The organism is Mesorhizobium sp. 113-3-9 (genome assembly GCF_016756515.1).
Taxonomy (GTDB): Bacteria; Pseudomonadota; Alphaproteobacteria; order Rhizobiales; family Rhizobiaceae; genus Mesorhizobium.
The window spans coordinates 2,055,367-2,080,296 of record NZ_AP023246.1 but is presented as its reverse complement, the minus strand read 5'-3'; the positions used below and the strand labels follow the sequence as shown (position 1 = coordinate 2,080,296).

The 24,930-nt window shown below is 64.0% G+C and carries 20 protein-coding genes; 9 read left to right on the top strand and 11 right to left on the bottom strand.

Annotation, left to right across the window (positions count from 1 at the left end):
- Positions 1–79 precede the first annotated feature (79 nt).
- Positions 80–1,864: a cation:proton antiporter domain-containing protein gene (locus tag MesoLj_RS10035; protein WP_140772073.1), complete on the top strand. Its 1,785-nt coding sequence runs from the start codon at positions 80–82 to the stop codon at positions 1,862–1,864.
- On the opposite strand, the gene MesoLj_RS10030 is transcribed toward MesoLj_RS10035, so the two are convergent.
- On the bottom strand, positions 1,865–2,671 hold the full coding sequence (locus MesoLj_RS10030; protein WP_202325892.1) for an AraC family transcriptional regulator: 807 nt from the start codon (positions 2,669–2,671) through the stop codon (positions 1,865–1,867). It abuts the gene before it with no gap.
- A 104-nt stretch (positions 2,672–2,775) separates the two neighbouring features.
- Between MesoLj_RS10030 and MesoLj_RS10025 the strand changes: the two genes are divergently transcribed.
- Positions 2,776–3,696, top strand: coding sequence for a zinc-binding dehydrogenase (locus tag MesoLj_RS10025; protein ID WP_202325891.1), 921 nt, complete (start codon positions 2,776–2,778; stop codon positions 3,694–3,696).
- Positions 3,697–3,705: 9 nt separating this feature from the next.
- On the opposite strand, the gene MesoLj_RS10020 is transcribed toward MesoLj_RS10025, so the two are convergent.
- The 9 genes from MesoLj_RS10020 to MesoLj_RS09980 all read right to left on the bottom strand — a co-directional run bounded on the left by MesoLj_RS10020 (position 3,706) and on the right by MesoLj_RS09980 (position 11,903).
- Complete coding sequence (locus MesoLj_RS10020; protein ID WP_056577838.1) at positions 3,706–4,458, bottom strand: SDR family NAD(P)-dependent oxidoreductase; 753 nt, start codon at positions 4,456–4,458, stop codon at positions 3,706–3,708.
- An 81-nt stretch (positions 4,459–4,539) separates the two neighbouring features.
- Positions 4,540–6,798, bottom strand: coding sequence for a transglycosylase domain-containing protein (locus MesoLj_RS10015; protein WP_202325890.1), 2,259 nt, complete (start codon positions 6,796–6,798; stop codon positions 4,540–4,542).
- Positions 6,799–7,152: 354 nt separating this feature from the next.
- Positions 7,153–7,536 carry a hypothetical protein gene (locus MesoLj_RS10010; protein WP_202325889.1) on the bottom strand — a complete coding sequence of 128 codons (384 nt, stop codon included), beginning with the start codon at positions 7,534–7,536 and terminating at the stop codon, positions 7,153–7,155.
- 75 nt (positions 7,537–7,611) lie between these two features.
- The gene (locus MesoLj_RS10005; RefSeq protein ID WP_202325888.1) at positions 7,612–8,661 is read right to left on the bottom strand and encodes a hypothetical protein; all 1,050 of its coding nucleotides are present in this window, start codon (positions 8,659–8,661) and stop codon (positions 7,612–7,614) included.
- Positions 8,662–8,936: 275 nt separating this feature from the next.
- Complete coding sequence (locus tag MesoLj_RS10000) at positions 8,937–9,083, bottom strand: hypothetical protein (RefSeq protein ID WP_027031097.1); 147 nt, start codon at positions 9,081–9,083, stop codon at positions 8,937–8,939.
- Positions 9,084–9,108: 25 nt separating this feature from the next.
- Entirely contained in the window at positions 9,109–9,363 is a 255-nt protein-coding gene (locus tag MesoLj_RS09995) for a GlsB/YeaQ/YmgE family stress response membrane protein (RefSeq protein ID WP_027056594.1), read from the bottom strand.
- 108 nt (positions 9,364–9,471) lie between these two features.
- Complete coding sequence (locus MesoLj_RS09990; protein WP_140772080.1) at positions 9,472–9,675, bottom strand: hypothetical protein; 204 nt, start codon at positions 9,673–9,675, stop codon at positions 9,472–9,474.
- Between the two features lie 143 nt (positions 9,676–9,818).
- Positions 9,819–10,439, bottom strand: a complete 621-nt coding sequence (locus tag MesoLj_RS09985; RefSeq protein WP_202325887.1) for a ribonuclease D — start codon at positions 10,437–10,439, stop codon at positions 9,819–9,821.
- A 78-nt stretch (positions 10,440–10,517) separates the two neighbouring features.
- Positions 10,518–11,903: a M20/M25/M40 family metallo-hydrolase gene (locus MesoLj_RS09980; RefSeq protein ID WP_202325886.1), complete on the bottom strand. Its 1,386-nt coding sequence runs from the start codon at positions 11,901–11,903 to the stop codon at positions 10,518–10,520.
- Between the two features lie 421 nt (positions 11,904–12,324).
- On the opposite strand from MesoLj_RS09980, the gene polA reads away from it, so the two are divergent.
- Both polA and MesoLj_RS09970 read left to right on the top strand, forming a co-directional pair.
- Positions 12,325–15,288, top strand: coding sequence for a DNA polymerase I (polA, locus tag MesoLj_RS09975; RefSeq protein WP_202327236.1), 2,964 nt, complete (start codon positions 12,325–12,327; stop codon positions 15,286–15,288).
- Between the two features lie 10 nt (positions 15,289–15,298).
- Entirely contained in the window at positions 15,299–15,919 is a 621-nt protein-coding gene (locus MesoLj_RS09970; RefSeq protein ID WP_202327235.1) for a LysE family translocator, read from the top strand.
- Positions 15,920–16,015: 96 nt separating this feature from the next.
- Here MesoLj_RS09970 and MesoLj_RS09965 read toward each other — a convergent pair whose 3' ends face one another.
- Positions 16,016–16,420: a Fur family transcriptional regulator gene (locus tag MesoLj_RS09965; RefSeq protein ID WP_140772085.1), complete on the bottom strand. Its 405-nt coding sequence runs from the start codon at positions 16,418–16,420 to the stop codon at positions 16,016–16,018.
- A gap of 245 nt (positions 16,421–16,665) precedes the next feature.
- Here MesoLj_RS09965 and MesoLj_RS09960 point away from each other — a divergent pair, with 245 nt between their 5' ends.
- From MesoLj_RS09960 to amrB, 5 genes are all read left to right on the top strand, one after another.
- The gene (locus MesoLj_RS09960) at positions 16,666–18,867 is read left to right on the top strand and encodes a caspase family protein (RefSeq protein WP_202325885.1); all 2,202 of its coding nucleotides are present in this window, start codon (positions 16,666–16,668) and stop codon (positions 18,865–18,867) included.
- Positions 18,868–18,984: 117 nt separating this feature from the next.
- Positions 18,985–19,365, top strand: a complete 381-nt coding sequence (locus MesoLj_RS09955) for a hypothetical protein (protein WP_140772088.1) — start codon at positions 18,985–18,987, stop codon at positions 19,363–19,365.
- Positions 19,362–20,078 (top strand): DUF4760 domain-containing protein, encoded by a 717-nt coding sequence (locus MesoLj_RS09950; protein ID WP_202325884.1) that lies wholly within the window; start codon positions 19,362–19,364, stop codon positions 20,076–20,078. Before MesoLj_RS09955 ends, MesoLj_RS09950 begins: the two co-directional genes overlap by 4 nt.
- Before the next feature lie 2 nt (positions 20,079–20,080).
- Positions 20,081–23,113, top strand: coding sequence for a caspase family protein (locus tag MesoLj_RS09945; RefSeq protein WP_244735336.1), 3,033 nt, complete (start codon positions 20,081–20,083; stop codon positions 23,111–23,113).
- Between the two features lie 59 nt (positions 23,114–23,172).
- Positions 23,173–24,837: an AmmeMemoRadiSam system protein B gene (gene amrB, locus MesoLj_RS09940; RefSeq protein WP_202325883.1), complete on the top strand. Its 1,665-nt coding sequence runs from the start codon at positions 23,173–23,175 to the stop codon at positions 24,835–24,837.
- Positions 24,838–24,930 lie beyond the last annotated feature (93 nt).

Here is a 24,930-nt window from a genome sequence, read left to right as displayed (position 1 = left end):
TCCACCATATTGCAAAACAGGCGACGGCTTCGGGCGGCGCATATCCGACATCGCTAGCTTGAAAGGCGCTCCATAGACAATGCCGCATGACACGCCCCTTATCGCCACCATCGTCGCCGGTCTGGGGCTGGCTTTCGTCTTCGGAGCTCTCGCCAATCGGTTCCGAATTCCGCCGCTTGTCGGTTATCTCGTAGCCGGCGTGCTGGTCGGGCCGAACACGCCCGGTTTCGTCGCCGATGCCGGCCTTGCCAATGAACTGGCCGAAATCGGCGTCATCCTGCTGATGTTCGGCGTCGGCCTGCATTTCTCGCTCAAGGACCTGCTATCGGTGCGCGCCATCGCCGTGCCCGGCGCAATCGTCCAGATCGGCTTCGCCACGGCACTCGGCGCCGGGCTGTCCTGGATGCTCGGCTGGTCGGTGGGCGCGGGCCTGGTGTTCGGCCTGGCGCTGTCGGTCGCCTCGACCGTGGTGCTGCTGCGCGCGCTTCAGGAACGCCGGCTTATCGAGACCGAGCGCGGCCGCATCGCCGTCGGCTGGCTGATCGTCGAGGACCTGGCCATGGTGCTGGCGCTGGTGCTGCTGCCGGCCCTTGCCGGCGTGCTGGGTGGCCAGGAACAGGCCGAAGCCCATGTCAGCGGCCTGCTGTCGTTGCCGGCCAGCTACGGCATCTGGGGCATCGTCGGCGTTACGCTGGCCAAGGTCGCCGCCTTCGTCGTCGTCATGCTGGTGGTCGGCCGCCGGGTCATTCCCTGGATCCTGCACTACGTCGCCCATACCGGGTCTCGCGAACTGTTCCGTCTCTCCGTGCTCGCCATTGCGCTCGGCGTCGCCTTCGGCGCGGCAAAACTGTTCGGCGTCTCGCTGGCGCTCGGCGCCTTCTTCGCCGGCATGATCATGAGCGAATCCGAGCTCAGCCACCGCGCGGCGGAAGAATCGCTCCCGCTGCGCGATGCATTCTCGGTGCTGTTCTTCGTTTCGGTCGGCATGCTGTTCGACCCGTTCAGCCTGATCAGCAACGGCCTGCCGATCCTGGCGACGCTGGCCATCATCGTCATCGGCAAGTCGCTGGCCGCGTTCGTCATCGTCGTCGCCTTCGGCTATCCCCTGGCCACGGCCCTGATGATTTCGGCAAGCCTTGCCCAGATCGGCGAATTCTCCTTCATCCTGGCCGAGCTCGGCGTCGGGCTGAAACTTCTGCCCGAGCAGGGCCGCGACCTGATCCTGGCCGGCGCCATCCTGTCGATCGTGCTCAACCCGCTGATGTTCCTGATCATCGACTGGATGAAACCTTGGCTGGAAGCCCGCGCCGCCAAGACGGCACCGCCGGCGGACGCAAAGCCCGTCGGCCCGGCGACGGAACCAGGCCAGGTGGCTTCGGTCGCCGCCACCTCCAGGAAGGAAGACGGCCCGCCGCCGAGGACGACACTTGCCGGCCATGCCATCCTGATCGGCTACGGCCGTGTCGGCAGCCTTGTCGGTGCCGCGCTGAAAGATGCTGCCCTGCCCTTCCTCGTCATCGAGGACGCCGACAAGACGCTGGCCAGGCTGAAAGCGGACGGCATCGAAACCGTCGCCGGCAATGCGGCCAACGCCGAAGTGTTCGCCGCCGCCAATCCCGAAGGCGCCAGCCGGCTGATCCTCGCCATCCCCAACGCGTTCGAGGCCGGCCAGATCGTACTGCGCGCGCGCGCCGCCAAACCCGGCATCAACGTCGTCGCCCGCGCCCATTCCGATGCCGAGGTCGAGCATCTCAAGGGGCTCGGCGCCGACACGGTGATCATGGGCGAACGGGAGATCGCGCGCGGGATCGTGGAAGAGGTGCTCGGTAACAAGCCATCCGCGACCGAACCGTCCGCCGCCTGATCACGTCACGAAAGCAGACCCACCATTGCTTGCGATGCTGCTGAGATACTGTGCGGGAGGCTTGCCGAGCGCCTTTTTGAACATGGTGATGAAGGCGGTGACGGACTCATAGCCCAGATCGCCCGAAACCCGCTGAACGCTTGCCCCGGAAGCCAGCTCCCTTATCGCAACGATCAAGTGCAGTTGCTGGCGCCAGCGGCCGAAGCTTAGCCCAGTCTCCTTCACGACGAGACGGGCGAGACTGCTCTGGCTGAGTGCGACGCGGCTGGCCCACTCCGCCAGCGTGCTGCGGTCAGCCGGATCGTCCGCCAACGCTTCGGCGATCCGCCGCAAGCGCGGCTCGGAAGACAGAGGCAGATGCAATTGCTGGACCGGCATGTCAGGCAGTTCGGCGAGCAGGACACTCCCCAGGAAAGCGCACCTCGCGTCGTCAGGTGCGCAGTCCGACAGTTCGATGATGAGTTCACGCAGCAGCGGCGAGATCGAAAGCGTACAGCACCGATCCGGCAGTTCGGCCGCGCCCGGCTCGATATAAACGAAGAAAATCCGCGCATTGGCCGTGGCGATGTTGCTGTGCCGCATGCGGCTTGGCACCCACACGCCGCAATGTGGCGGCACCATCCAGAGGCCACTGGGAACGCGGCAGGTGACGCCGCCGCCGAGCGCGAAGACGAGTTGCCCCTTGCGATGCCAATGCTGCGACACCTCGGCCTTGGTCTCGGTGACGTCGACGCGCACGGCGATCGCCGGAGCAAGGACGTCATCGACATCGAAATCGAGCCATGGGTAGCGGAGAGGTTGTCTCATAATTGCCCGTTTTTAGCGATCGATTGATTTTATATCTAGATTATTCGATCGCACAAATCGGTAGGCTTGGGGTCGTTTTCGCCACCATTGGCAAAGGTGTACCCATGCTCGCGCTCACCGTCTGTTCCGACAACGCAGCCAGATTGAAACTCACCGAGGTGGACGAGTCACGCCCTTGCGCGAACGAAGCGCTGATCGCCGTCCACGCAACCTCGTTGAACCGCGGCGAACTGCGCCTGCTGGCCATACGCGCGAACGGCTGGATACCTGGCCAGGACGTCGTTGGGATCGTGGAGCAGGCGGCGGCCGATGGCTCCGGGCCGGCCGTCGGCACAAGGGTCGTGGCCCTGGTCGACGAAGCCGGCTGGGCCGAACGTGTCGCCGTTCCGACCGATCGTCTCGCCGTCCTGCCCGATGAGGTCGGCTTCATCTCGGCGGCCACGCTTCCGGTCGCGGGCACGACGGCGCTGAGGACGTTGCGCCATGGCGGTGACCTCGCCGGCCTAAAGGTCCTGATCACCGGCGCGAGCGGCGCGGTCGGCCGTTTCCAGATCCAGATCGCCCGCGAGCAAGGCGCCTCGGTGACCGCGATCGCAGCCGCCCGGCATGCCGGGGATCTCCGCGATCTCGGCGCCGAGCAGGTGGTCGAGGCGATCGAACTGGCCGAAGGTCCTTTCTCGCTGATCACCGAGTCGGTCGGCGGCGAGAGCCTCGCCCACGCGATCGAACGCGTCGCACCCGGCGGGACCATCGTCATGTTCGGTTCGAGCAGCGGCGAACTCACGCCGGTTGGCTTCCGCCAGTTCGTTCCAGGCCATGAGGGGGCGAGGCTTCAGACCTTCGCCTACTACACGTCCGGCTCAGGCATCGGCGCCGACATCGCCGCTCTGCTCGCCCTGGTCGCGGCTGGTCGGCTGGAAACCCGCGTCGCCCTGACCGTGCCGTGGAATGATATCGCCCAGGCCCTGGACGCCCTGCGGCAGCGCAGCTTCAGCGGCAAGGCCGTTCTCACGATCGCAGGATGAGCCCCCGCCTCACACGTGCTGGCCACCATTGATGTGGATTTCCGAGCCGGTCACATAGGAGGCCTGCTGCGAGCACAGGAAGAAGATGATGTCCGCGACCTCGGCCGTGGTGCCGAGACGCCTGAGCGGAATGGTCTCGACGATCTTGTCCGTGCCCGGCGACAGGATCGCGGTGTCGATCTCGCCCGGCGCGATGGCGTTGACGCGGATGCCGTGCGGGCCGAAATCATGCGCCATCTCGCGCGTCAGTGAGCCGAGAGCCGCCTTCGAGGTTGCATAGGCGGTACCGGCAAAAGGATGCACGCGCGTGCCGGCGATCGAGGTGACGTTGACGATCGAGCCCTTGGCCGCGGCCAACTCCTTGAACAACCCCCGCGCAAGCATGATCGGCGCGAAGAAATTGACCTGGAAGACGTCGCGCCAGACATGCATCGGCGTGTCGATCGAGTTCATACGGCTGTTGCCGTCCTTGAGCTTGGGCGAGATACCGGCATTGTTGACCAGCGCATGCAACTGGCCGCCATGCGCTTCCAGCCGATGGCGGATTTCCGAGACGGCGATGCCGACATCTTCCTGGTCGGCAAGATCGACCTTGATGTGGTCCTCGGGGCCCGCGGGCCACGGGCAGTCCTCGGCGAAGGCCTGGCGCGAACAGGTGATGACGCGCCAGCCCTCGCGCGAAAAGCGCTTGACCGTAGCGTGGCCGATGCCACGGCTGGCGCCGGTCAGCACGATGGTTTTTCTGGTGTCGGGTTCAGCCATGTCACGGTCTCCGGGCCGGAGATGTAGCCGAACACCGTGGCGCTGGCGAGAGGCGGATTGACGCCGCTCGGGAAGACAGTCTCAGCCGCCGCCCAGAATATCCAGGATCGAGGTCTGCCGCTTCTTGAGCGGGCCACCGACGCTGCCTGGTGGCACGGGATGCCCGACCGAAGCGGTGGTGCCGTCGTCCGCGGGCATGTTGAAGCCGTCGGCATCGACGGTCTGGGCAGGCCGCGCCACGCGGGCCGGCGCCGCCGGTTGCGCGGTTGGCGCCTGCTGGCCAACGGATACCGACGGAACCGGCGCCTGCTGGTTGTTGTCGGCCGAAGGTATGTCGTCGGGCACGATCGTATCGGCCGGCGTCGACTTCCAGGTGCCGGGCAGCGGCCGCACCGGCACGCCTTCATGCGCGGCGACCATGAACTCATGCCAAGCCTGCGCCGGTAAAGCGCCGCCGGTCACCTTCTTCATCGCCGTGCCGTCGTCATTGCCGAACCACACGCCGGTGGTGAGATTGGCGGTGTAGCCGACAAACCACGCATCGCGCGAATTCTGGCTGGTGCCGGTCTTGCCCGCCGACGGCCAGGCGAAGGCCGCCTTCTTTGCCGAGCCGAACTCGACCGTGCCCATCATCATCGAATTCATCATGCCGACGATCTCGGGCTTGACGACACGCGGCGCGTTGCCGCCACCGCTGTCATAGAGCACCTTGCCCTCGGCGGTGGTGATACGGCGGATGAAATGGATGTCCGGCTTGTAGCCGCCATTGGCGAACGGCACATAGGCCGAGGTCAGCTCAAGCGGCGTCACTTCCGAAGTGCCGAGCGCAATCGAGGTATTTGCCTGCAAATCGGACTGGATGCCCATGCGGTGCGCGGCCTCGACCACCGCGTTCGGCCCGACCTCCATGGTCAGCTGCGCGGCGACCGAGTTCAGCGATTTGGCCAGCGCCGTCGCCAGCGTCACCTTGCCAAAGTACTTGCCGCCGTAATTGTCGGGTGTCCAGTTGCCGATCTTGATCGGCGCGTCGTTGCGCACACTGTCGGGCGTGCGGCCCGCCTCAAGGGCGGCCATATAGACAAACGGCTTGAACGCCGAGCCGGGCTGGCGGCGCGCTTCCGAGGCGCGGTCGAACTGGCTGGTCGAATAGTCATAGCCGCCGACCATGGCACGCACCGCGCCGGAATCGTCGATCGACACCAGCGCGCCCTGGGTGACGTTGAGCTTCTTGCCGCTGTCGTCGATCAGTTTGCGGATCGATTGCTCGGCAAGTTTCTGCAGGTTCAGGTCGACGGTGGAGTCGATGACGATATCGCCGCGCACATCGCCGATCAGGTCGGGCAGTTCTTCCATGATGGCGTCGGCGACATAGTTTTCCGAGCCGGTCCAGTAGGACGGCGAGCGCGTCGCCGGCGCGCTGAGCGCCGTCTTCAGCTCCTTGTCGCTGATCTTGCCCTCCTCGCGCATGGCGGCGAGCACGAGCTGCGAACGCTCCTCGGCGGCCTTCGGATCGCGCGCCGGCGACAACCGCGACGGCGCTTTCAGCAAGCCGGCCAGCAGGGCTGCTTCCGACAGGGTGACGTCGCGCGCGCTCTTGCCGAAATAGCGCCGCGAAGCCGCCTCGACGCCATAGGCGCCGGAGCCGAAATAGACCCGGTTGAGGTACATTTCGAGGATCTGGTCCTTGGTGTGCTTGTGCTCCAGCCACAGCGCCAGAAGCACCTCCTGCACCTTGCGCTCCAGTGTGCGGTCGGGCTTCAGGAACAGGTTCTTCGCCAATTGCTGCGTCAGCGTCGAGCCGCCTTGCGAGAAATGCCCGCCGAGCAGGTTCGTCACCATGGCGCGCGAAAGGCCGATCGGGTCGACACCGAAATGCGAATAGAACCGGCGATCCTCGATGGCGATGACGGCTTCCGGAATATAGGGCGACATTTCGTGCAGGCCGACGGCTTCACCACCGCTCATGCCGCGATTGGCGAGCAACTGGCCATCGGCCGAAACAATCTTGATATTGGGAGCGCGGTCGGGGATCGACCAGGTCGTGGCCGCCGGCATCTTGGCGCCGTAGTAGATAACGACGCCGGCCACCGCGATGCCGCCCCAGATGGCGAGCACGAAGCACCAGTAGAACAGCCGGCCGAGCACGCCGAACAGGCCGCGCCGGCTTCTGCCACGCCCACCGCGCGACGATTTCGCCTTCGACGATTTGCGTTTGGCGGAGGCTTTGCGGTTGCTTGGCACGACGCGGTCCTCCTCGCTCACCGAAAGACCCGGTTGGGATCGCGCCTGTGGCGGTCCCTCGAAACTGGGCTCGATGCGGCTGTCTCTGCGGTTCGCCATGCGCTGTGCTTGATATCCCCGGGGCCAATGGCGTCCGGGTTGAAGAGTAGATGCGGCGATTTAAGGGCGGGTTAAGTCGGAAAAATTCAAGGCGATTGATAATCAAATGCCTGGGATCCGGCATTTAGCGCTCGGTTCGAGACCTGCTTTTGCCGCTGGCAGGCGGCCCGCCGCGATGGAACAATCCTCGCCGTGGCATTTTTGCCTGGGGCGCGAAGCCCAAGCCACTGTCAACCGCGACACAGACGGTCGCGGACATGTTCCGCGTTAGGGCGCGATCGCAAATGGTTGCAACTTCGCGTTCGACCGCGCCCTAAATCACCCGTCACCAGATGATCACCTGGTGGACATGCGTCAGCCGATCGCCGCACGAACCGAGAGCGCTGCCCTGGACGATTGCATAACCTCGCCGACATGGCAGTAGCAGACGATCTCGTGCAGTTGGTGGTCGGTCAGCTCGAAGAAGCGCTTGGCTTCGCCATAGCTGTCGTCTTTCAGACCCTCGTCGTGCAATATGGGGTCCGTGAAGGCAACCGCTATCGGCGAGTCATCGCCTCGCATGACATCGCGCTCGGGCGGCGCACGGTATTCTGTCCCGGCAAGCGCGGTGAGCAGCCGGCTGGGCTCACGTTCAAGAAGTTCGGCCCAACGGACAAGACGCTGGGTACGACTCATTACCGGCTGTGTGGTGCTGACCTCGGCAACTGCATGCAGTTGGTCCAGTGTTTGGTGCTTCATGGCAACCTCCTACTCGTTAGGTTGGTTGGCCCCAAACGCCCTATGCCGACATCATAGCGCCGAAGCGTCGATCCGTCATTCTAATTCCATGTCGGAGTGATCGCTGTTCCGGTGCCACGCCGATGCAATGGCCTCGCCTTGCCGGCAATTTTCAACGCCACCGAGTATCGACGACAGAGCGAAAAAGGCCGGCGTCCGCTCCTCGCAGGTCACCGCCACGACGCTGTTCGACCGGTCGATGTCGAGGCCTTTCGGGCCGCCTTCCTCGGGGCTGGCCCTGCCGCGCAGGAAGGTTTCCTCGTCGAGCACGGCAACCGAGCGCACCGGCGCGCGATGCCCGCTCCAGCCATCGTCGCCGGCGTAGACGTTTACCACCCGGCTGCCTGCATCGGCGACGATGATATGCCGGTCATCCCTGGTGAAACGCACACCATGCGGATAGCCCGCGTTCCGCAGGACCCCGGCGGGTTCGGTATCAGGCCCAAGCGACGCGGACATACGGTAGAGTTTCACGTCCTGGGTGCCGTGGCTGCTGACCGCGATCCACCGGCCGTCATGGCTGAGCGCAATACCGTCCGGTATATCGAGACCACGCTCCAGCAGCCGCTGATTGCCTGTCGTGCGATAGCCAAGCCACCGGTTGATCACATGGCGGGTCACCAGATGCGTGTAGTTGTTGCAGACCAGAAGGCTGACGCGGCCGCGCGACTCGGGCCTGACGGCAATCGAGCCCGGCGAATTCAGTTTGCTAAGCCGCCTGCCCCGGACTCGGCGAATGGCTGATATCTCGCGGCTTTGACCGGCTGGCTCCTCGCGGGGCAGGTTGAATATAGCGACCATCCCGTCGCGGTTGGCGATCGCCAGGGTGCGGTCATCGATGAAATCCAGACCATGGATTTCGCCCATATTATCTGACGTCAGCTGCATGAAATCGCGGATCGTCACATCGGGACCACCAGATCCGGCCTCGATGTCGATGCGCAGGACCAGCAAGCGCTTGCGCGCATAGCCGGCAATTGCCAGCAATCGATTGTCCGGTGAGAAGCGCAGGTCTTCCGTGCGTCCGATCGCCGAAAGCGCCGCCCGCACCGCCGCGTTCGCCTTGAAGTCTATCCCGGCGATCATCCGTTCTCCGCACGGGAGGTCGAATGATGCAGGAAATAGAGAATTGTCTTGCTGCCCCCGGCCCATTTGATGGCTGTCTGCCCCCGCTTTTGCCGGCGCCGACTAAGCCTGATGGCGCCCTGGACGGTCAAGCGGAATGCGGGAACTCTAGGGCGACGGCAACGCCGCGCAGCCCCGGATTTCGGGCCGCCAGCCATGTCCCCCGCCTTTATCGATCAACTCTGCCCGCCATCCGGAAATCAAGCGGCATGACGAACCCCAAATCAGCGGCTGGCTCAGTTCTGCTGGATCGAAATGCCCTTGTCGTCGATCTTGAGCTCGACGCCTTTCGGCTTCGTCTGCTCACGGTAGACATAGGCGCCAAGCGCGATGACAACGACGACGAGCGCGCCAATGAGGAGGTAGAGTGTGTTCTGCTTCACGGCGCGCCCTTTGTCGTTTCGAGCCTCAGGCTCGCTTCAGAACCTTGACCAGCACCAAAAGGATGATGGCGCCGATCGTGGCGTGGATGATGGAAGCTATGATGCCGCCGCCGATGGAGAAACCGATCCGCGGGAACAGCCAGCCGGCGATGAAGGCGCCGACGATGCCGACGATGATGTTGCCGATCAGGCCGAAGCCGAAACCGGAAACGATGAGACCGGCAAGCCAGCCGGCGATGGCACCAATGATGATGAAGACGAGAAGGCTTTCGACGCCCATGGCGATTTCCTCCGAGCAGGAGGGCGAACGCGGAGCGGAAGGCTCCGAATCGGCCCCGATATCAACGGCTTCAGGCTATTCGAAAGCAGCTGGTCCCGCCAGCGGCGCTCATTGATCGTCGTCGTCGCTGGAAGTCGGCCGCCAGCTGGTCGGCTCGACCTTCTTTTGCGTATGGCTGTCGGTATAGACCCACCAGCCGTCATCGCGGTATTGCCCGATGGATTCGTTGAGCACGCCGTCGCTGTCCTTCCAGGTGATGGTGACCTTGGAGCCATCGGTCGGCGCGGTCGATATCGGCTTCCTGTCCACCATTTCGTCCCCCTTTTCGAGCAATTCCGGGACGTGTGTAGCGGTATTTTGTCCGGAATCGCGAAAGCAAGTAATTCAAGCCCACAGAACGCGACGGCCGGCATCTGGTTCCAACCGGCCGGAGGCGCGGGTCGTCGCGAAGACGGTCAGCTGTGAGCGAAGATATCCTCTTCGTCCCAGCCCATCAGGTCAAGCTTGGCCCGCGTCGGCAGGAAGCGGAAGCAGGCATCGGCCTCCTTGGTCCGCCCATCGCGTGCCAACCGCCCGGCCAGCACGTCGCGCAGCCGGTGCAGATACAGCACGTCGGAAGCGGCATATTCGAGCTGTTCGGGAGACAGCGTCTCAGCCGCCCAGTCGGACGATTGCTGCGCCTTGGACAGGCCGACGCCGAGCAACTCGAAGCAGATGTCCTTCAACCCGTGACGGTCGGTATAGGTGCGCGTCAGCCGCGACGCGATCTTGGTGCAGAACACCGGCTCCGGCATCACCCCGAAGGCATTGTAAAGCACGGCGAGATCGAAGCGCCCGTAGTGGAACAGCTTCGTCACGCTGCGGTTCCTGAGCAGGCTGACGAGGTTCGGCGCCTTCTTCTGGCCGGGTGCGATCTGGATGACGTCGGCGCTGCCGTCGCCGGGCGAGATCTGCACCACGCAGAGCCGGTCGCGATGCGGGTTCAGCCCCAGCGTCTCGGTATCGATGGCCACTGCCCCGACATTGTAATGCGAAAGGTCGGGCAGATCCTGCTTGTGGAAACGAATGTCGGCCATTGTCTTCTCCGGTCGCGGCGTACCCCGTCCTCGCCGCGATCCGGTGAAAAATCAACAGGAAAACGACTTTTCCGCCGCTCAGCGCGTCAGCGCGTCCAGAATGCGGGCCCAGGAGCGCTGCCCCTTGTGGAAGGAGTTCAGCTCGTATTTCTCGTTGGGCGAGTGGATGCGGTCGTCGTCGAGGCCGAACCCGACCAGCAGCGATTCCATGCCGAGATAGGTCTGGAAGTCGCCGACTACGGGGATCGAACCGCCGCTGCCGGTCGTCACCGCGGGCTTGGGCCATTCGTCGGACAGCGCATCCTTGGCCTTGGCCAGGAACGGTGAGTCGTAGGAAAGCTGGATTGCCGGCGAACCGCCATGGGCGTGGAATTCGACCGAGCAGTCGGCCGGGATGCGGTCTTCGACGAACTTGCGGAAGGCGGCGCGGATTCTCTTCGGATCCTGCTTGTGGACCAGGCGGAACGACACCTTGGCGGAGGCTTCCGCCGCGATCACAGTCTTGAACCCCTTGCCGGTGTAGCCGCCAATGATGCCGTTGAACTCGGCTGTCGGCCGAGCCCAGGTCAATTCCAGCACCGAGCGGCCCTTTTCGCCTGATGGGATCGACAGGCCGACAGGTCCAAGGAAGGTCTCGGCCGTCTCGCCCAGCGTCTCCCAGGATTTCAGCACCTGCGACGGCGTCTCCTCGACACCGTCATAGAAACCCGGAATGGTGATGTGGCCATCCTTGTCGTGGATGTCGGCCAGCACCTTGGCCAGGATGCGGATCGGGTTGGCGGCGGCCCCGCCATAGAGCCCCGAATGCAGGTCGCGGTCGGCGGCCTTCACCGTGATCTCCTCGCCGACAAGCCCGCGCAGTGCCACGCAGATCGACGGCGTGTCACGGTTCCACATGCCGGTATCGCAGACCAGCGCGAAGTCGGCCTTGAGCTCTTCGGCATTGGCCTCAAGGAACGGTTTCAGCGACGGCGAGCCGGATTCCTCCTCACCCTCGAACAGGATGGTGATACGGCACGGCAGGTTGCCATGCTCCTGCTTCCAGGCGCGGCAAGCCTCGACAAAAGTCATCAACTGGCCCTTGTCGTCGGCCGAGCCACGCCCCGTGATCACCTTGTGGTCGGGGCCGACCTCCTTGATCGCTGGCGCGAACGGATCGTTTTCCCAGAGTTCGATCGGATCGACCGGCTGCACGTCGTAATGGCCATAGAACAACACATGCGGCGAACCGGCCGGCCCGTCGTGATGCGCAACCACCATCGGATGTCCTGGCGTGTCGCGCACGCTGGCATCGAAGCCGATCAGCTTGAGTTCCGCCACCAGCCATTCCGCCGCTTTGCGGCAGTCGGTGGCATAGGCGGGATCGGTGGAGATCGACTTGATCCTGAGCAGGCCGAACAGGCGCTCCAGGCTCTGGTCGAGATTCTGGTCGAGGCGGTCGAGGACGGGGGAAACTGCGGACATTTGGCAAGCCTTTCGATTCAGTGCCGGAACCGTAAAGGCAGAGCGGGCAAACGAAAAGCCCGGGACCATTGGACCACGGCCCGCAACGGCCGCCGCAAGGCAAAAAAAGACCGCCGTGGTGGAGGGGGAACCACGGCGGCCTCGTACTCGAAACGATGCGGCAGCCCGGAGAGGGGGGATAGGCTGCCGCAGTTGTCCGGGATAGGCGGGGGACGGGCCTTGCTCCGGACTTCGGCGAAAACTGCCGATGACGTGTATTTGGGTCTGTGAAGGTGGCGATTCAAGGGCATCAACGTTACACTTTTGTAACGTGCCCGTGAGCGGATCTGTATAACCCAATCTGTCAGGGTGTTGACGGAACCGATATCCGGCGATGTCTTTGGCATGGACCAAGCCATCGCGCCGCGCTATCCCTGCCGGCATGAAAAAAGGCGACCATCTCTTCCTCATCGACGGTTCCGGCTACATCTTCCGGGCCTATCACGCCCTGCCGCCGCTGACCCGCAAGTCCGACGGCCTGCCGGTCGGTGCCGTTTCCGGTTTCTGCAACATGCTGTGGAAGCTGATGCAGGATGCCCGCAACACCGATGTAGGTATTGTGCCGACGCATTTCGCGGTCATCTTCGACTATTCCTCGAAGACCTTCCGCAATGATCTCTACCCCGAATACAAGGCCAACCGTTCGGCGCCGCCCGAGGACCTGATCCCGCAATTCGGCCTGATCCGCCAGGCGACCAAGGCGTTCAACCTGCCCTGCATCGAGATGGAAGGCTTCGAGGCCGACGATCTTATCGCCACCTATTGCCGGCTGGCGCGCGAAGCCGGCGGCGACACCACCATCATCTCCTCCGACAAGGATTTGATGCAGCTGGTCGGCGATACGGTCGGCATGTACGACCCGATGAAGGATCGCCAGATCGGCATTCCCGAGGTCATCGAGAAGTGGGGCGTGCCGCCGGAAAAGATGGTCGATCTGCAGGCGTTGACCGGCGACTCGGTCGACAATGTGCCTGGCGTGCCCGGCATCGGGCCGAAGACGGCGGCGCAGTTGCTGGAGCAGTTCGGCGACCTCGACGGGCTGCTGGCCCGCGCCGGCGAGATCAAGCAGGACAAAAGGCGCGAATCGATCATCGCCAATACCGACAAGGCGTTGATCTCGCGCCAGTTGGTGACGTTGAAGAACGACGTGCCGGTGGCCGAGGGGCTGGACGATTTCGTCCTCCACGCGCCGGACGGGCCGAAGCTGATCGGCTTCTTGAAGACCATGGAATTCACCTCGCTGACCCGCCGCGTGGCGGAAGCGACCGGCACCGAGGCAGGCGACGTCCAGGCTGTCGCGGTGACCGTCGAGCGCGCCGACAATGCACATGGCCCCGATGTGGGCGCCGGATCGCCGGTTGTGGCCCGGAGCGGTGCCGCCACTGGGCCAGGTCAAGCCGAGGACGCAACGGCGCCCGCGACGGACATCGCGAAGCAAGGCGATACACCTTCCCTGCTCTCGGCCTTGCGGCTGGAGCGCGCGGCAACCCGCAAGATCGACACCTCGGCCTATCCCTGCATTCGCGATATCTCGACGCTGAAAGCATGGGTCGCCGAGGCGCGGGAGGCCGGCGTCGCCGCCTTCGACGTCAGGGCGACATCGGCCGATCCTATGCAGGCCGAACTGATCGGCATGGCGATCGCCACGGCGCCCGGCCGCGCCGGCTACATTCCCTTCGCCCACAAGAGCGGCAATGGTGATCTGCTCGGCGGCGGCACGCTCGAAAACCAGATCCCGCTTCGCGAGGCTCTGGCGGAGCTGAAGCCGCTGCTCGAGGACAAATCGGTCCTCAAGATCGCGCAGAACCTGAAATACGACCTGGTCATCATGAGCCGCTACGGCATCGATGTCGCGCCGTTCGACGACACCATGCTGATCTCCTACGTCCTCGATGCCGGCACCCCGCATGGTCACGGCATGGATGCGCTGGCCGAGAAATGGCTTGGCCACACCCCGCTCCAGCTCAAGGATGTGACCGGTTCGGGCAAGAGCTCGGTCGGTTTCGACCAGGTCGACATCGACAGGGCGACCGCGCACGCCGCAGAGGACGCCGACGTGACGCTGCGGCTCTGGCTGGTGCTGAAGCCCCGACTTGCCGCCAAGGGCCTGGTCTCGGTCTATGAGCGGCTGGAGCGGCCGCTGGTGCCGGTGCTGGCGCGCATGGAACAGCGCGGCATCTCGGTCGACCGGCAGATCCTGTCCAGGCTGTCGGGCGAATTGGCGCAAGGTGCGGCACGGCTCGAAGAGGAAATCTATCAGCTCATCGGCGAACGCATCAACATCGGCTCGCCCAAGCAGCTCGGCGACATATTGTTCGGCCGTATGGGACTGCCCGGCGGCTCCAAGACCAAAACAGGGCAATGGTCGACCTCGGCGCAGCTGCTGGAAGACCTTGCCGCCGAAGGCCACGAACTGCCGCGCAAGATCGTCGACTGGCGCCAGCTCACCAAGCTGAAATCGACCTATACCGATGCGCTGCCCGGCTTCATCCATCCCGACACCAGGCGCGTCCACACCTCCTACGCGCTGGCCGCGACGACGACGGGCCGGCTGTCATCCTCCGACCCGAACCTGCAGAACATTCCGGTGCGCACCGCCGAAGGCCGCAAGATCAGGACCGCCTTCATCGCCGACAAGGGCAATCGGCTGGTCTCGGCCGACTACAGCCAGATCGAACTGCGCGTGCTTGCCCATGTCGCCGAGATCCCGCAGCTGCGGCAGGCTTTCGCCGATGGCGCCGATATCCACGCCATCACCGCATCGGAAATGTTCAACGTTCCCGTGGAAGGCATGCCTTCCGAGATACGCCGCCGCGCCAAGGCGATCAATTTCGGCATCATCTACGGCATCTCGGCCTTCGGCCTCGCCAACCAGCTGTCGATCCCGCGCGAGGAAGCCAGCAACTACATCAAGAAGTACTTCGAACGCTTCCCAGGCATCCGCGATTATATCGAGGAAACCAAGGCCTATGCCCGTGAGCACGGCTTCGTCGAAACGATCTTCGGCCGCCGCATCCATTATCCCGATATCCGCTCGTCCAACCCGTCGCTGCGCGCTTTCAACGAGCGCGCCTCGATCAATGCCCGCCTGCAAGGCACCGCCGCCGACATCATCCGCCGCGCCATGGTGCGCATGGAGGAAGCGCTGGAGAAGGCCAAGCTGTCGGCCCGCATGCTCTTGCAGGTGCATGACGAACTGATCTTCGAAACGGTCGAGGCGGAAGTCGAGGCGACGATCCCCGTCGTGCGCCACGTCATGGAAAACGCGGCAATGCCGGCGGTGTCGATGTCGGTCCCGCTGCATGTCGATGCGCGGGCGGCGAACAACTGGGACGAGGCGCATTGACGTGGAGGCAATGCTGCCGTTCTCGACGGCCACATTCCTGTCGTTCGCGCTTGCGTCCCTGCTGATCGAACTGACGCCAGGCCCCAACATGACCTATCTGGCGCTGGTCTCGGCGAGCGACGGTCGCCGCGCCGGCTTCGCCACCGTGGCCGGCATCGCGGTGGGCCTCGCGTTCATCGGCGGCATCGCTGCCTTGGGCGTTGCCGAACTGATCCAGGCTTCATCCCTGCTTTACGAAGGGCTCCGCTGGGCAGGCATACTGTTCCTGCTTTATCTCGCCTGGGAGGGCTGGACCGCTGGGACCGATGTGGTCTCGAGCAATAGCGATCCGGGCGGGAAATATTTCTTGCGCGGGCTTGTCACCAATCTCCTCAATCCGAAGGCGGCGATCTTCTATGTCGCCGTACTGCCGACCTTCGTCGAGGCTGGACGACCGATACTTGCCCAAACTGTCGTGCTGACCTTGATCTATGTGGCTGTGGCGACAGCCATCCATGCACTGATTGTCATATTGGCCGGAGCCCTGCAGCCATTCCTCAACGATCCACGGCTGGAGCGGACCAGCCGGCGGCTGCTTTCGGCCTTGCTGGCGCTCGTTGCGTTCTGGTTCGCCTGGTCGACCGCGCGTTAAGGCATGATGCTGAAAAGCGGGAAACCGGTTTTCGCAAGAACTCGGGCTCAACCAAGGGAAGAGCCTCATCCCGATTCCATCGGCATGGAACAGGCCCTAGGCCGCTTCGGCCCGGCACTTGGCACATGTGCCGCGAAACTCGATCACCGCCTTCTTGGCGGCGAAGCCGGTCGAACTTACCCATTCGTTCAGCCGGTGGTCGACGTCGTGATCCGACATTTCGTTCACCTGCCCGCACGTGTCGCAGATCGCGAAAGCTGTCATCGAATGACTGTGGTCGTGCGGCTCGGCGCAGGCGACGAAGGAATTGATGCTTTCCAGCCGGTGCACGAAGCCGGACTTCACCAGCGTGTCGAGCGCGCGATAGACCTGCAGCGGCGCGCGGAAGCCGCGCTCACGCAACTGGTCGAGCAAGGTATAGGCGCTGAGCGGTCCGCTGGCGGTCTCGAGCTTCTCGAGCACGCACAACTGGTTTTTCGTCAGCACATCCCTCGCAGCCATGGTCCTGTTCCAACTTGTTCTGCGCCATCCGCAGGCTGTTTGCCGGTGCAAACGTTCCAATGCCATTCAGATAGCGACGAACCGTCGTCTTTGCTACTCTTCTGTTGTTGTCCAGAACCAATCGACGGCGTTCCGGCACATTTGATGATGGCAGGCCTGATGGCGTAGCGACATTCAAAATACTGACAAAATCCTCAACGAGGGTAATCTCGCTTGGGAAATTCGATCGGGCTTGGGGAAGCAATATGATCAAATTGACACGTCGGACGCTGCTTGTCGGCACGTCCGCGCTGATGGCGGCCGGTACGGTTTCGTTCCGGGCACTTGCGGCATCGCGCACCTATCATGCGCTGCTGGTGGCCTGCACCGAATATCCTGCCCTGCCGCAGAGAAACTGGCTGATCGGGCCGAAGAACGATGCCGGCCTGGTGCACGAGTATCTGCTGAAAAACGTGCCGGACCCGGTGCGGTTCGCGCCGGAGAACGTCACGCTGCTCGCCAAGGATGTGCCCGGCGCCAAAGACCTGCCGACCCACGCGGCGATCAAGGCGGCACTCGCCGACCTTGCGGCCAAGGTTCAGCGCGACGATTTCGTCTATCTGCATCTGTCGGGCCATGGCGCCCAGCAGCCTGAAATGGTCAAGGGCGACGAGACCGACGGGCTCGACGAGATTTTCCTGCCGGTCGACATCGAGAAGTGGATCAACCGCGATGCCGGCGTGCCGAACGCGCTGGTCGACAATGAGATCGGCGACGCGCTCGATGCGATCCGCGACAAGGGTGCGTTTGTCTGGGCCGTGTTCGACTGCTGCCATTCCGGCACCGCGACCCGAGCCGTCGAGGTCGATGACGAGTTGGAGCGCAAGGTCGAATTCGCCGATCTGGTCGGCGGCGACGAGGCCGCAAGGGCGGCGGCCGTCCAGACCTATGAGGACACGGTCGCAAGCGCGTCGCGCGGCCTTGACGAGAATGGCGCGCGCAAGCCCGCCTTCAACCTGACGCCGACCGGCGCCGAGCCGATCACCAAGGGCAAGCTGGTTGCCTTCTACGCCGCTCAGACGGTGGAGACGACGCCGGAGATGCCGCTGCCCAAGGGTACGGCGGACGCGCCACGCTTTGGCCTTTTCACCTTCACCATCCTGTCGAAGCTCGCCGAAAATCCAAACGTCACCTATCGCCAGCTTGGCCAGGCCGTTCTGCAGCAATATTCGGCCGACAGCCGCACCCGGCCGACGCCGCTGTTCGAGGGCGAACTCGACGCGCGCGTCTTCGGCACCGACAAGACGGACGCGGTCATGCAGTGGCCCATCGTCGTCAAGGACGGTGAGGCGTCGATCGGCGCCGGGCTGCTGCATCGCCTGACGCCCGGCAGCAAGCTTGCCATCCTGCCTTCGGCGCTGTCGCCGCTATCCGACGCAGTCGGCTATCTCGAAGTGCGGTCGGCAAAGAACCTGGAGAGCCAGGTCAAGCCGGTCGAGTTCGAGAAGAAGCCTGCGCTGAAGCTCGCCGACATTCCCGCCAACGCCTATGCGCGGGTGGCGGAGATCGCCGTCGACTACAAGCTCACCGTGGCGCGGCCGGCCGCGACCAAGGGACTGGAGAAGGAAACCACGCTGGTCAATTCGGTTCTCGACGAACTGGCCGCGGCCGAGGAAACCGGCTTCAACATCGAACTGGTCGATCCCGGCAAGAGCGCCGAGTTGCGCTTCGCCGTGATGCGCGAGAACGCCATTGCAGGCGCCGCCGGGGACGCCACCGACAAACCGGCGCTGTGGTTCCTGCCGGCGTCCGGCGACGTGACCTTGAAGGACGGCAGCAAGCCGCCGCTGGTCATCATCCATCGCGACGACCGCCAGAAGCTGGTCGACGCCACGACCAGGAATTTGCGCACCATCTTCCGCGCCACCGGCCTTTCGCGGCTGGCGGCGGCCTCCGATTACAAGCCCGAGGATGTCGACGTCCAGTTCCAGGTCAAACGCCGCGACAAGGATGGGCTCGAACCCTTGCAGGCTTCCGCGGTGCCGCGCGTCTCGCCCGGCGATGAGGTGCATGTGCTGGCCAAGAACAGCTCGGACCAGCTGGTCGACATCAACGTACTCTATGTCGGCAGCGACTATTCGATCACCCACATCGTCGCCGAGCGCCTCGCGCCGCGGGCCACGCTGGAGGAAGGGCTGCTCGCCTTCACCGACACCAGCTTCGGCATGGAGCGGATGATCGCGGTGCTGACCGAGGCGCCGCCGGAAAGCGAAAAGGAAGATCTGAGCTTCCTGGCGCAGGAAGGCGTCACGTCGATAACGCGCGGCCTCGGCCCCGCCAGCTTCTCCGACATGCTCGCCGATATCGGCATGGCGCCGCCGACCCGCTCGGTGATGCGGCTTGCCGACAAGGGCGGCCCGAAGGGCGCGGTGATGATCTTCCCGATGGAGACGGTGCCGCGCGCCTGAGCTCCGCCACCGGGCCGCACGGCCTTGGTGCCGGCTCTTGCGCGATTGGCGCGATATGAGAACATTCCCAGCCGCGGCCAAGAGCCTAGCGGCAGGATGAAACAGATAGGATCGATTGTGACGAAGTCTATTTTCTCCTGGCGCGGAACGGTTGCCGGACTTGCCGGCGGCCTGTTGCTGATTGCCAATGCCTCGGCCCAGGACAGCTGCGGCCTCTGCGCCAAGCAGGTGATCATCAATTCGGAACTGGCAACGTGCTTCCTCGACCAGTACGACCAGTTCGCCAAAACCAGCAGTGACGCGGTGGTGGTGGATCTCTCGAGTTGCGCCTCACGCGGCGTGGTCGAAGCCTTGCCTTCGCCCAACAAGGCGCCGGCGGAGCCGGATGTGCAGTTCATTGTTTCGCGCCCGCAGCTCGCATGCCTGAAAAAGCAGCTTGAGGCGCCCGGCGTGGTACTTGATCCCTCCGTCACCATCGAACTGGACAGCTGCAAATGAAGAAGCCGGGGGGCACGACAAACACGACGAAGCAGACACAGGCGGCCGCGCCCGCCAAGGCGCCGGAGGCGAAGCAGACGCTGCCGGAGACCACGGAAGGTTTTCCCTGGCCAAGCAGCCATGAGATCAAGAAGGAGAGCAATCCCTTTACCGATCGCGACTGGCGCATGCTCGTCTATGCCTGGTCGGGCATGCTGGTGCGTTTCGCCATCATCTTCACCCTGGCATTCTCGGTCTACCAGTTCCTGGCCAACCAGGAACAGAAGCGCGTCGAACAGACCATGTCGCTGGTCGAACTCTGGGAAACCAAGGACTACCAGCAGGCGCAGCGGGCCTTGAAGGATCGTCTCTCTGCCCTCAACGCCAAATACGACAATCTGCTCAGCGCCAACCCCTCGCCGACGGAAGAGCAGGTTTTCCGGCAACGCATCGGTATCGAGGCGATGACAGCCTCGGGTGGTGACATGCCCCTCGCCGATTTCGGCGAGAATTTCGACCGCATCGTCTACTTCCTCAACCGTCTGTCCTTTTGCGTCGATGGCGACCTGTGTTCGCGCAAGGTGACCGACGCTTATTTCCGTGACTATGCCGTCTCGTTCTGGAGTTATTTTGCCGGCTATATCGACAAGCAGCGCAAGGCGGGTTCGCCTACTTTCGCCACGGCGATCGAGGCTTATGTTCGCAACGGGCAACCGGCGGCTGAAGCGAAATAGCGATGGGAAAAGCCAGGATCAGCGTCCGCCTCATGCGTGCCTGCTGCTGGTTGGCCATGGCTGGAGCGTTGCTCACGGCCCCGGTCGCCCGCGCCGAGGACGCCCCGGATTTCCACCTCGACCTCGATACCGGAGGCCATACCGCACGGATTGCCGACCTCGCCTTCACTCCTGACGGCGAGGACCTCGTCTCGGCATCCGACGACAAGACCATCCGCATCTGGGATTGGCAGAGCGGGGTGACGCTGCGCACCATACGCGGCTATCTCGGCGGTGGCAGCGACGGTAAGATCTTCGCGGTGGCCGTCTCGCCGGACGGCAAGACGATCGCCGCCGGAGGCTATTTCGGCGCCGGCCTCGGCGACAAGCCGCCCTATGGCGACATCAGGCTGTTCGACTTCGCCACCGGCAAGATGAAGGCCGTGCTCAAGGCCGCCGACTACGCGACCTATGACCTCGCCTTCTCTCCCGATGGCAAGACCCTGGCTGCCGGTGGTGGCGACGGCATCGTCTATCTCTGGCGGCTCGACGACAAATCCGCGAACGGCTGGACGCTGGACAGGAAGCTCGATGCCGATTCCTGGCACATCGATAAGCTGGCCTTCGGCGCCGCGGGAACCCGGCTGGCGGCAACGACGACCGACAACGGCGTCCGGCTCTGGGATATCGCCAAGGGCGAGGAAATTGCCTTGCCTGATGAGGCCGAACAATTGCGGGACGTCAGCGTCCTGGCGCTGGCTGTCTCGCAGGATGGCAGCCTGTTCGCCACCGGCGACAAGGACGGGCAGGTCCAGCTTTGGCGCGCCGCCGACGGCACGCTGGTGCGCGCCATGCCGAAGCAGGATTTCCTCATCGGCTCGCTGACTTTTGCAAAGGGGTCACGGCTGGTCGCCTCCTGCGGCTACCGCTGCGCCGACAAGCACCGCTCCACCGTCTGGAACACCGACACCGGCGAGATGCTGATCGACTACAGCGGCCATGACGGCAGCGTCTATGCCAGCGCCGCCAGTGCCGACGGCTCGCTGGTGGCGACCGCCGGCGGCACCCGCAACGCCATCCAGGTCTGGGACCCGGCGACCGGCGAACGCAAGGCCTTGCTGCAGGGTTTGGGCGAACCGGTGACCGCGATCGGCATCGATCCGACAAACGGCGTCATCGCCTGGGGCAATACCAACCCCTGCCCCGAGCGCGTGGCTTGCCCGGAGCAGCTGGGGGCATTAGACAAAAGGCTGGAACTGCCCACCACCGAGCGTTTCTTCGATGAACCTCAGCCCCTCACCGAGCCAGGCTCGTTTACCCGTGCAGCACTTGCCGACGGCCAGTGGTCGCTGCACGCCGCGGCGGGCGGCAAGGATGCGCTGGAAAATGCGGTGCTGGAGATCGTCAATGGCGGCAAGGTGGTGCGTTCGATCGAGAACGATGCCACCAACGGCTTTGCCCATTCCGCCTTCACGCTGATCGATAGCGGGCTTGGCCTGATCACCGGCGGCAGTGACGGCACGCTGCTGGAATACAAGGCCGCGACCGCCAGGGTCTCCGGCGAATTCACCGGCCATACCGGCGAGATCAATGCCATGGTCGCGTCGGAGAAAGCCGGCCTGCTCGTCACCGGCAGTGCCGACCAGACAGTGAGGTTGTGGAACCTGAAGACGCACGAGCTGATCGTGTCGATGTTCTTTGCCGGCTCGCAATGGATCGCCTGGATGCCGCAGGGCTACTATTATTCCTCCGACGAAGGCGACAAGCTGATCGGCTGGCACGTCAACCAGGGCCGCGACCATGAAGGCCGCTTCATCCGCGCCGGCCAGTTGAAGAAATACCTCTGGAGCCCGGAAATGGTGCGCCGGGCGATCATCCTGCGCAGCGCCAAACAGGCGGTCAAGGAGATGCGGCCGGGCGTCGACAACGAGCTGCAGAAGCTCCTGCAGCGCAAGCCGCCGGAATTCGGCATCCGCCTCGCCGCCGACCAGAGCAAGGTTCGCGACGGTTACGTCGCCGTCGAGATAACAGGCGCCAAGGAAGCCGGCACCGATGTCGCCGGCTTCTCGATCCTGTCGAACAGCCGCAATGTCGGCGACATCGCCACGCGCTCGGCGGACGGCAACGGCACCATCGTCGAGGTGCCGGTCGAGGATGGCCAAAACACCATCCGCATCACCGGCACCAACGAGTATGGCTATCTGACCGAGCGCAGCGTGACGGCGCTAGCGAGGAAGACCGAGAAGGCCGAGGCCAAGGGCAAGCTCTATGTCGCGGTTATCGGCGTCGACAAATATCCGTTCCTGACCGACGCCTGTTCGGGCCACGCCTGCGATTTGCGCTACCCCGTCGACGATGCCACCGAGTTCCTCAAGGTGGTCGCACAGAAATCGGCGCCTTTGTTCTCGTCGATGGAATCGCTGGTGCTGGTCAACCGCGAAGCGCTCGACGAGAACCCCGAGAAGGCCCAGCAGACCTACACGGTCGCCAGCGCCGACACCATCATGGAGCCGGATTCGCACACGATCGACGACCAGCTTGCGGATTTCCTCGACAAGCCCGGCGAGCACGACACCACCATCGTCTTCGTCGCCGGCCATGGCATCAACATCGACGAGGACTACTATTTCATTCCGACCGACGGCCGCAAACAGGATGCCGATCGCTGGAAGCGCTCCTCGCTTGTCGACTGGGGTGACATCCAGAAATCGGTCGAGCGGGCCAAGGGCATGCGCTTCATGCTGCTCGACACCTGCCACGCGGCCAATGCCTTCAACCCGCGCCTGGAAAAGGATGCGCAGGACGCACGCATCGTCGTCTTTTCAGCCACAGCCGCCAACAACACCGCCGCGGAACTGCCGGAGCTCGGCCACGGCGTCTTCACCTATTCGATCCTCGAAGGCTTGCGCGGCAAGGCAAGAACATCCGATGGCGGTGTGACGCTGTTTGGGCTTGCCGATTTCATTTCACGCGAGGTGGTGCGGCTGACCTCGTCGAAGCAGAAGCCGTTCTACTATGTCGGCGGCGTGGAGAATATCGTGTTGGCCGAGCCGTGAGGAGGCCGGGCCTGCGCCAAGGCATCCCCCTAGCGCGATCGTGGCCCGGTATCGCGGCAATGCTCCTATTGCTCCTCACGCTGCCTCTCCCCACCTTCGCCGCCCCTGTCGTCTGCCCACCCGGCACGGAAAACTTTCCGCCCTTCTACGACGACGCGACACTCTTCAGGGATGCCGTCGCCAGCGTCGCCGATGTCGGGCCATCCAGCCAGCGGCTGACCGGCATCACGGTGCCGCATCATCTGCTGGCCGCCGACCTGGTGGCGCTTGGTTTCCGGGCCGCGTCCGGCTTCCGCTACAAGCGCATCGTCATCCTGTCGCCGGACCATTTCCACAAGACGCACAAGCTCTACGCCACCACGGCGCGCGGCTTCGACACCGTGCTTGGCCCCGTGGCAGCCGACAGCGATGCGGTGCGCCTTCTGGAAGCACATGGCGACATGGTCGAAGAGTCCTGCCTGTTCGACAAGGAACATGGCGTGCGCGCCATGCTGCCGTTCCTGCATCACTATTTCCCCGAGGCGAAGATCGTGCCGGTGGCGATGTCGGTGAAGGCGAAACGCGGCGACTGGGACAGGCTGGCCGAGGCGCTCAAAGCCATCGTCGATCGGGACACGCTGATCGTCGAATCCACCGATTTCTCACACTATCTGCCGCAGCATGACGCGCGCCGCTTCGACCAGCAGACGCTGAACATGCTGGCCGCAGGCTCGCTCGACGGCATCGCCGCGCTTCGCCAGCCCGATCATGCCGATTCCGTCGGCGCGCTCTACATCCAGACCAGGCTGCAGCGCGAATTGTTCGGCGCCCAGCCGCTGGTTGTCGCCAACGAGAATTCGCAGGAACACACGTCCGACTATGTCGAGCGGACCACCAGCTATGTGGTGGCGCTGTTCGGAGCCTTCGGCCCCGGCTTCAACAACCCGGCGCGGCCAAAGGACAGGATCTACTATATCGCCGGCGACGTGAATTTCGGCCGCGCCATGAAGAAGATCCTGCTGCGCGACACCGTTGCCGACAAGATCGTCGACAGTGTCCTGGCGCTGACCGGATCGCGGCCGCTGATCGTCAATCTCGAAGGTGTCATCCTGCCCAACGTGCCTGAAGCGATCGACGACATGACGCTGGCCATGCCGGAGGATCTCGCCGCCAGCATGCTGAAGCGGCTGCATGTCGCCGGCGTCGGCCTGGCCAACAATCATGCCTACGATCTCGGCCCATCAGGCTATGCCGAGACGCTGCGCGCCCTGGACGCGGCCGGCATCCCGCATTTCGGCCAGGGAGAAACGCTGGCGCTTGCCGATCTCGATCTTGTCGGCCTCACCGACATCGACACCAACGGCTCGAAGAACACCGACCTCTTGACCCCTGCCTTGCTCGACCGGCTGCTGCACGACAATGCGCGGCGTCCGGTGGTCGCCTTCGTTCATTGGGGCCGTGAGTACAAGACGGAACCGTCGCCGCGCGAAGACATGCTTGCCGACCAGATGCGCCTGCGCGGCGTCTCGGCCATTGTCGGCGGCCATCCGCATGTGTCGAGCGAGGCGATCGTCCCGCTTGCCGGCGGCGACGTGGCGGAGGTCTATTCGCTCGGCAATTTCCTGTTCGACCAAAGCGCGCAACGCTCGTCAGGATCGATGCTGGAACTGCGCGTCTTCCCCCAGGGCACGATCTTCACCAGGCTCATCCCGCTGCCCAACTATTTCGAGATGGGCCGGACGTAGCATTGCCCGATCAAGGTATGTTGAGATTCAGGTCAGGCCGAGCCGAAAATGGCTGATACCGAGAACCGGAGCGGAGCGTACTTTTCGTACGTG

Bases quoted from the DNA above. Each gene is read 5' to 3' on its own strand.
- MesoLj_RS10035 (WP_140772073.1), top strand. From the start codon at position 80: ATGCCGCATGACACGCCCCTTATCGCCACCATCGTCGCCGGTCTGGGG.
- MesoLj_RS10030 (WP_202325892.1), bottom strand. From the start codon at position 2,671: ATGAGACAACCTCTCCGCTACCCATGGCTCGATTTCGATGTCGATGAC.
- MesoLj_RS10025 (WP_202325891.1), top strand. From the start codon at position 2,776: ATGCTCGCGCTCACCGTCTGTTCCGACAACGCAGCCAGATTGAAACTC.
- MesoLj_RS10020 (WP_056577838.1), bottom strand. From the start codon at position 4,458: ATGGCTGAACCCGACACCAGAAAAACCATCGTGCTGACCGGCGCCAGC.
- MesoLj_RS10015 (WP_202325890.1), bottom strand. From the start codon at position 6,798: ATGGCGAACCGCAGAGACAGCCGCATCGAGCCCAGTTTCGAGGGACCG.
- MesoLj_RS10010 (WP_202325889.1), bottom strand. From the start codon at position 7,536: ATGAAGCACCAAACACTGGACCAACTGCATGCAGTTGCCGAGGTCAGC.
- MesoLj_RS10005 (WP_202325888.1), bottom strand. From the start codon at position 8,661: ATGATCGCCGGGATAGACTTCAAGGCGAACGCGGCGGTGCGGGCGGCG.
- MesoLj_RS09995 (WP_027056594.1), bottom strand. From the start codon at position 9,363: ATGGGCGTCGAAAGCCTTCTCGTCTTCATCATCATTGGTGCCATCGCC.
- MesoLj_RS09990 (WP_140772080.1), bottom strand. From the start codon at position 9,675: ATGGTGGACAGGAAGCCGATATCGACCGCGCCGACCGATGGCTCCAAG.
- MesoLj_RS09985 (WP_202325887.1), bottom strand. From the start codon at position 10,439: ATGGCCGACATTCGTTTCCACAAGCAGGATCTGCCCGACCTTTCGCAT.
- MesoLj_RS09980 (WP_202325886.1), bottom strand. From the start codon at position 11,903: ATGTCCGCAGTTTCCCCCGTCCTCGACCGCCTCGACCAGAATCTCGAC.
- polA (WP_202327236.1), top strand. From the start codon at position 12,325: ATGAAAAAAGGCGACCATCTCTTCCTCATCGACGGTTCCGGCTACATC.
- MesoLj_RS09970 (WP_202327235.1), top strand. From the start codon at position 15,299: ATGCTGCCGTTCTCGACGGCCACATTCCTGTCGTTCGCGCTTGCGTCC.
- MesoLj_RS09965 (WP_140772085.1), bottom strand. From the start codon at position 16,420: ATGGCTGCGAGGGATGTGCTGACGAAAAACCAGTTGTGCGTGCTCGAG.
- MesoLj_RS09960 (WP_202325885.1), top strand. From the start codon at position 16,666: ATGATCAAATTGACACGTCGGACGCTGCTTGTCGGCACGTCCGCGCTG.
- MesoLj_RS09950 (WP_202325884.1), top strand. From the start codon at position 19,362: ATGAAGAAGCCGGGGGGCACGACAAACACGACGAAGCAGACACAGGCG.
- MesoLj_RS09945 (WP_244735336.1), top strand. From the start codon at position 20,081: ATGGGAAAAGCCAGGATCAGCGTCCGCCTCATGCGTGCCTGCTGCTGG.
- amrB (WP_202325883.1), top strand. From the start codon at position 23,173: ATGCTCCTATTGCTCCTCACGCTGCCTCTCCCCACCTTCGCCGCCCCT.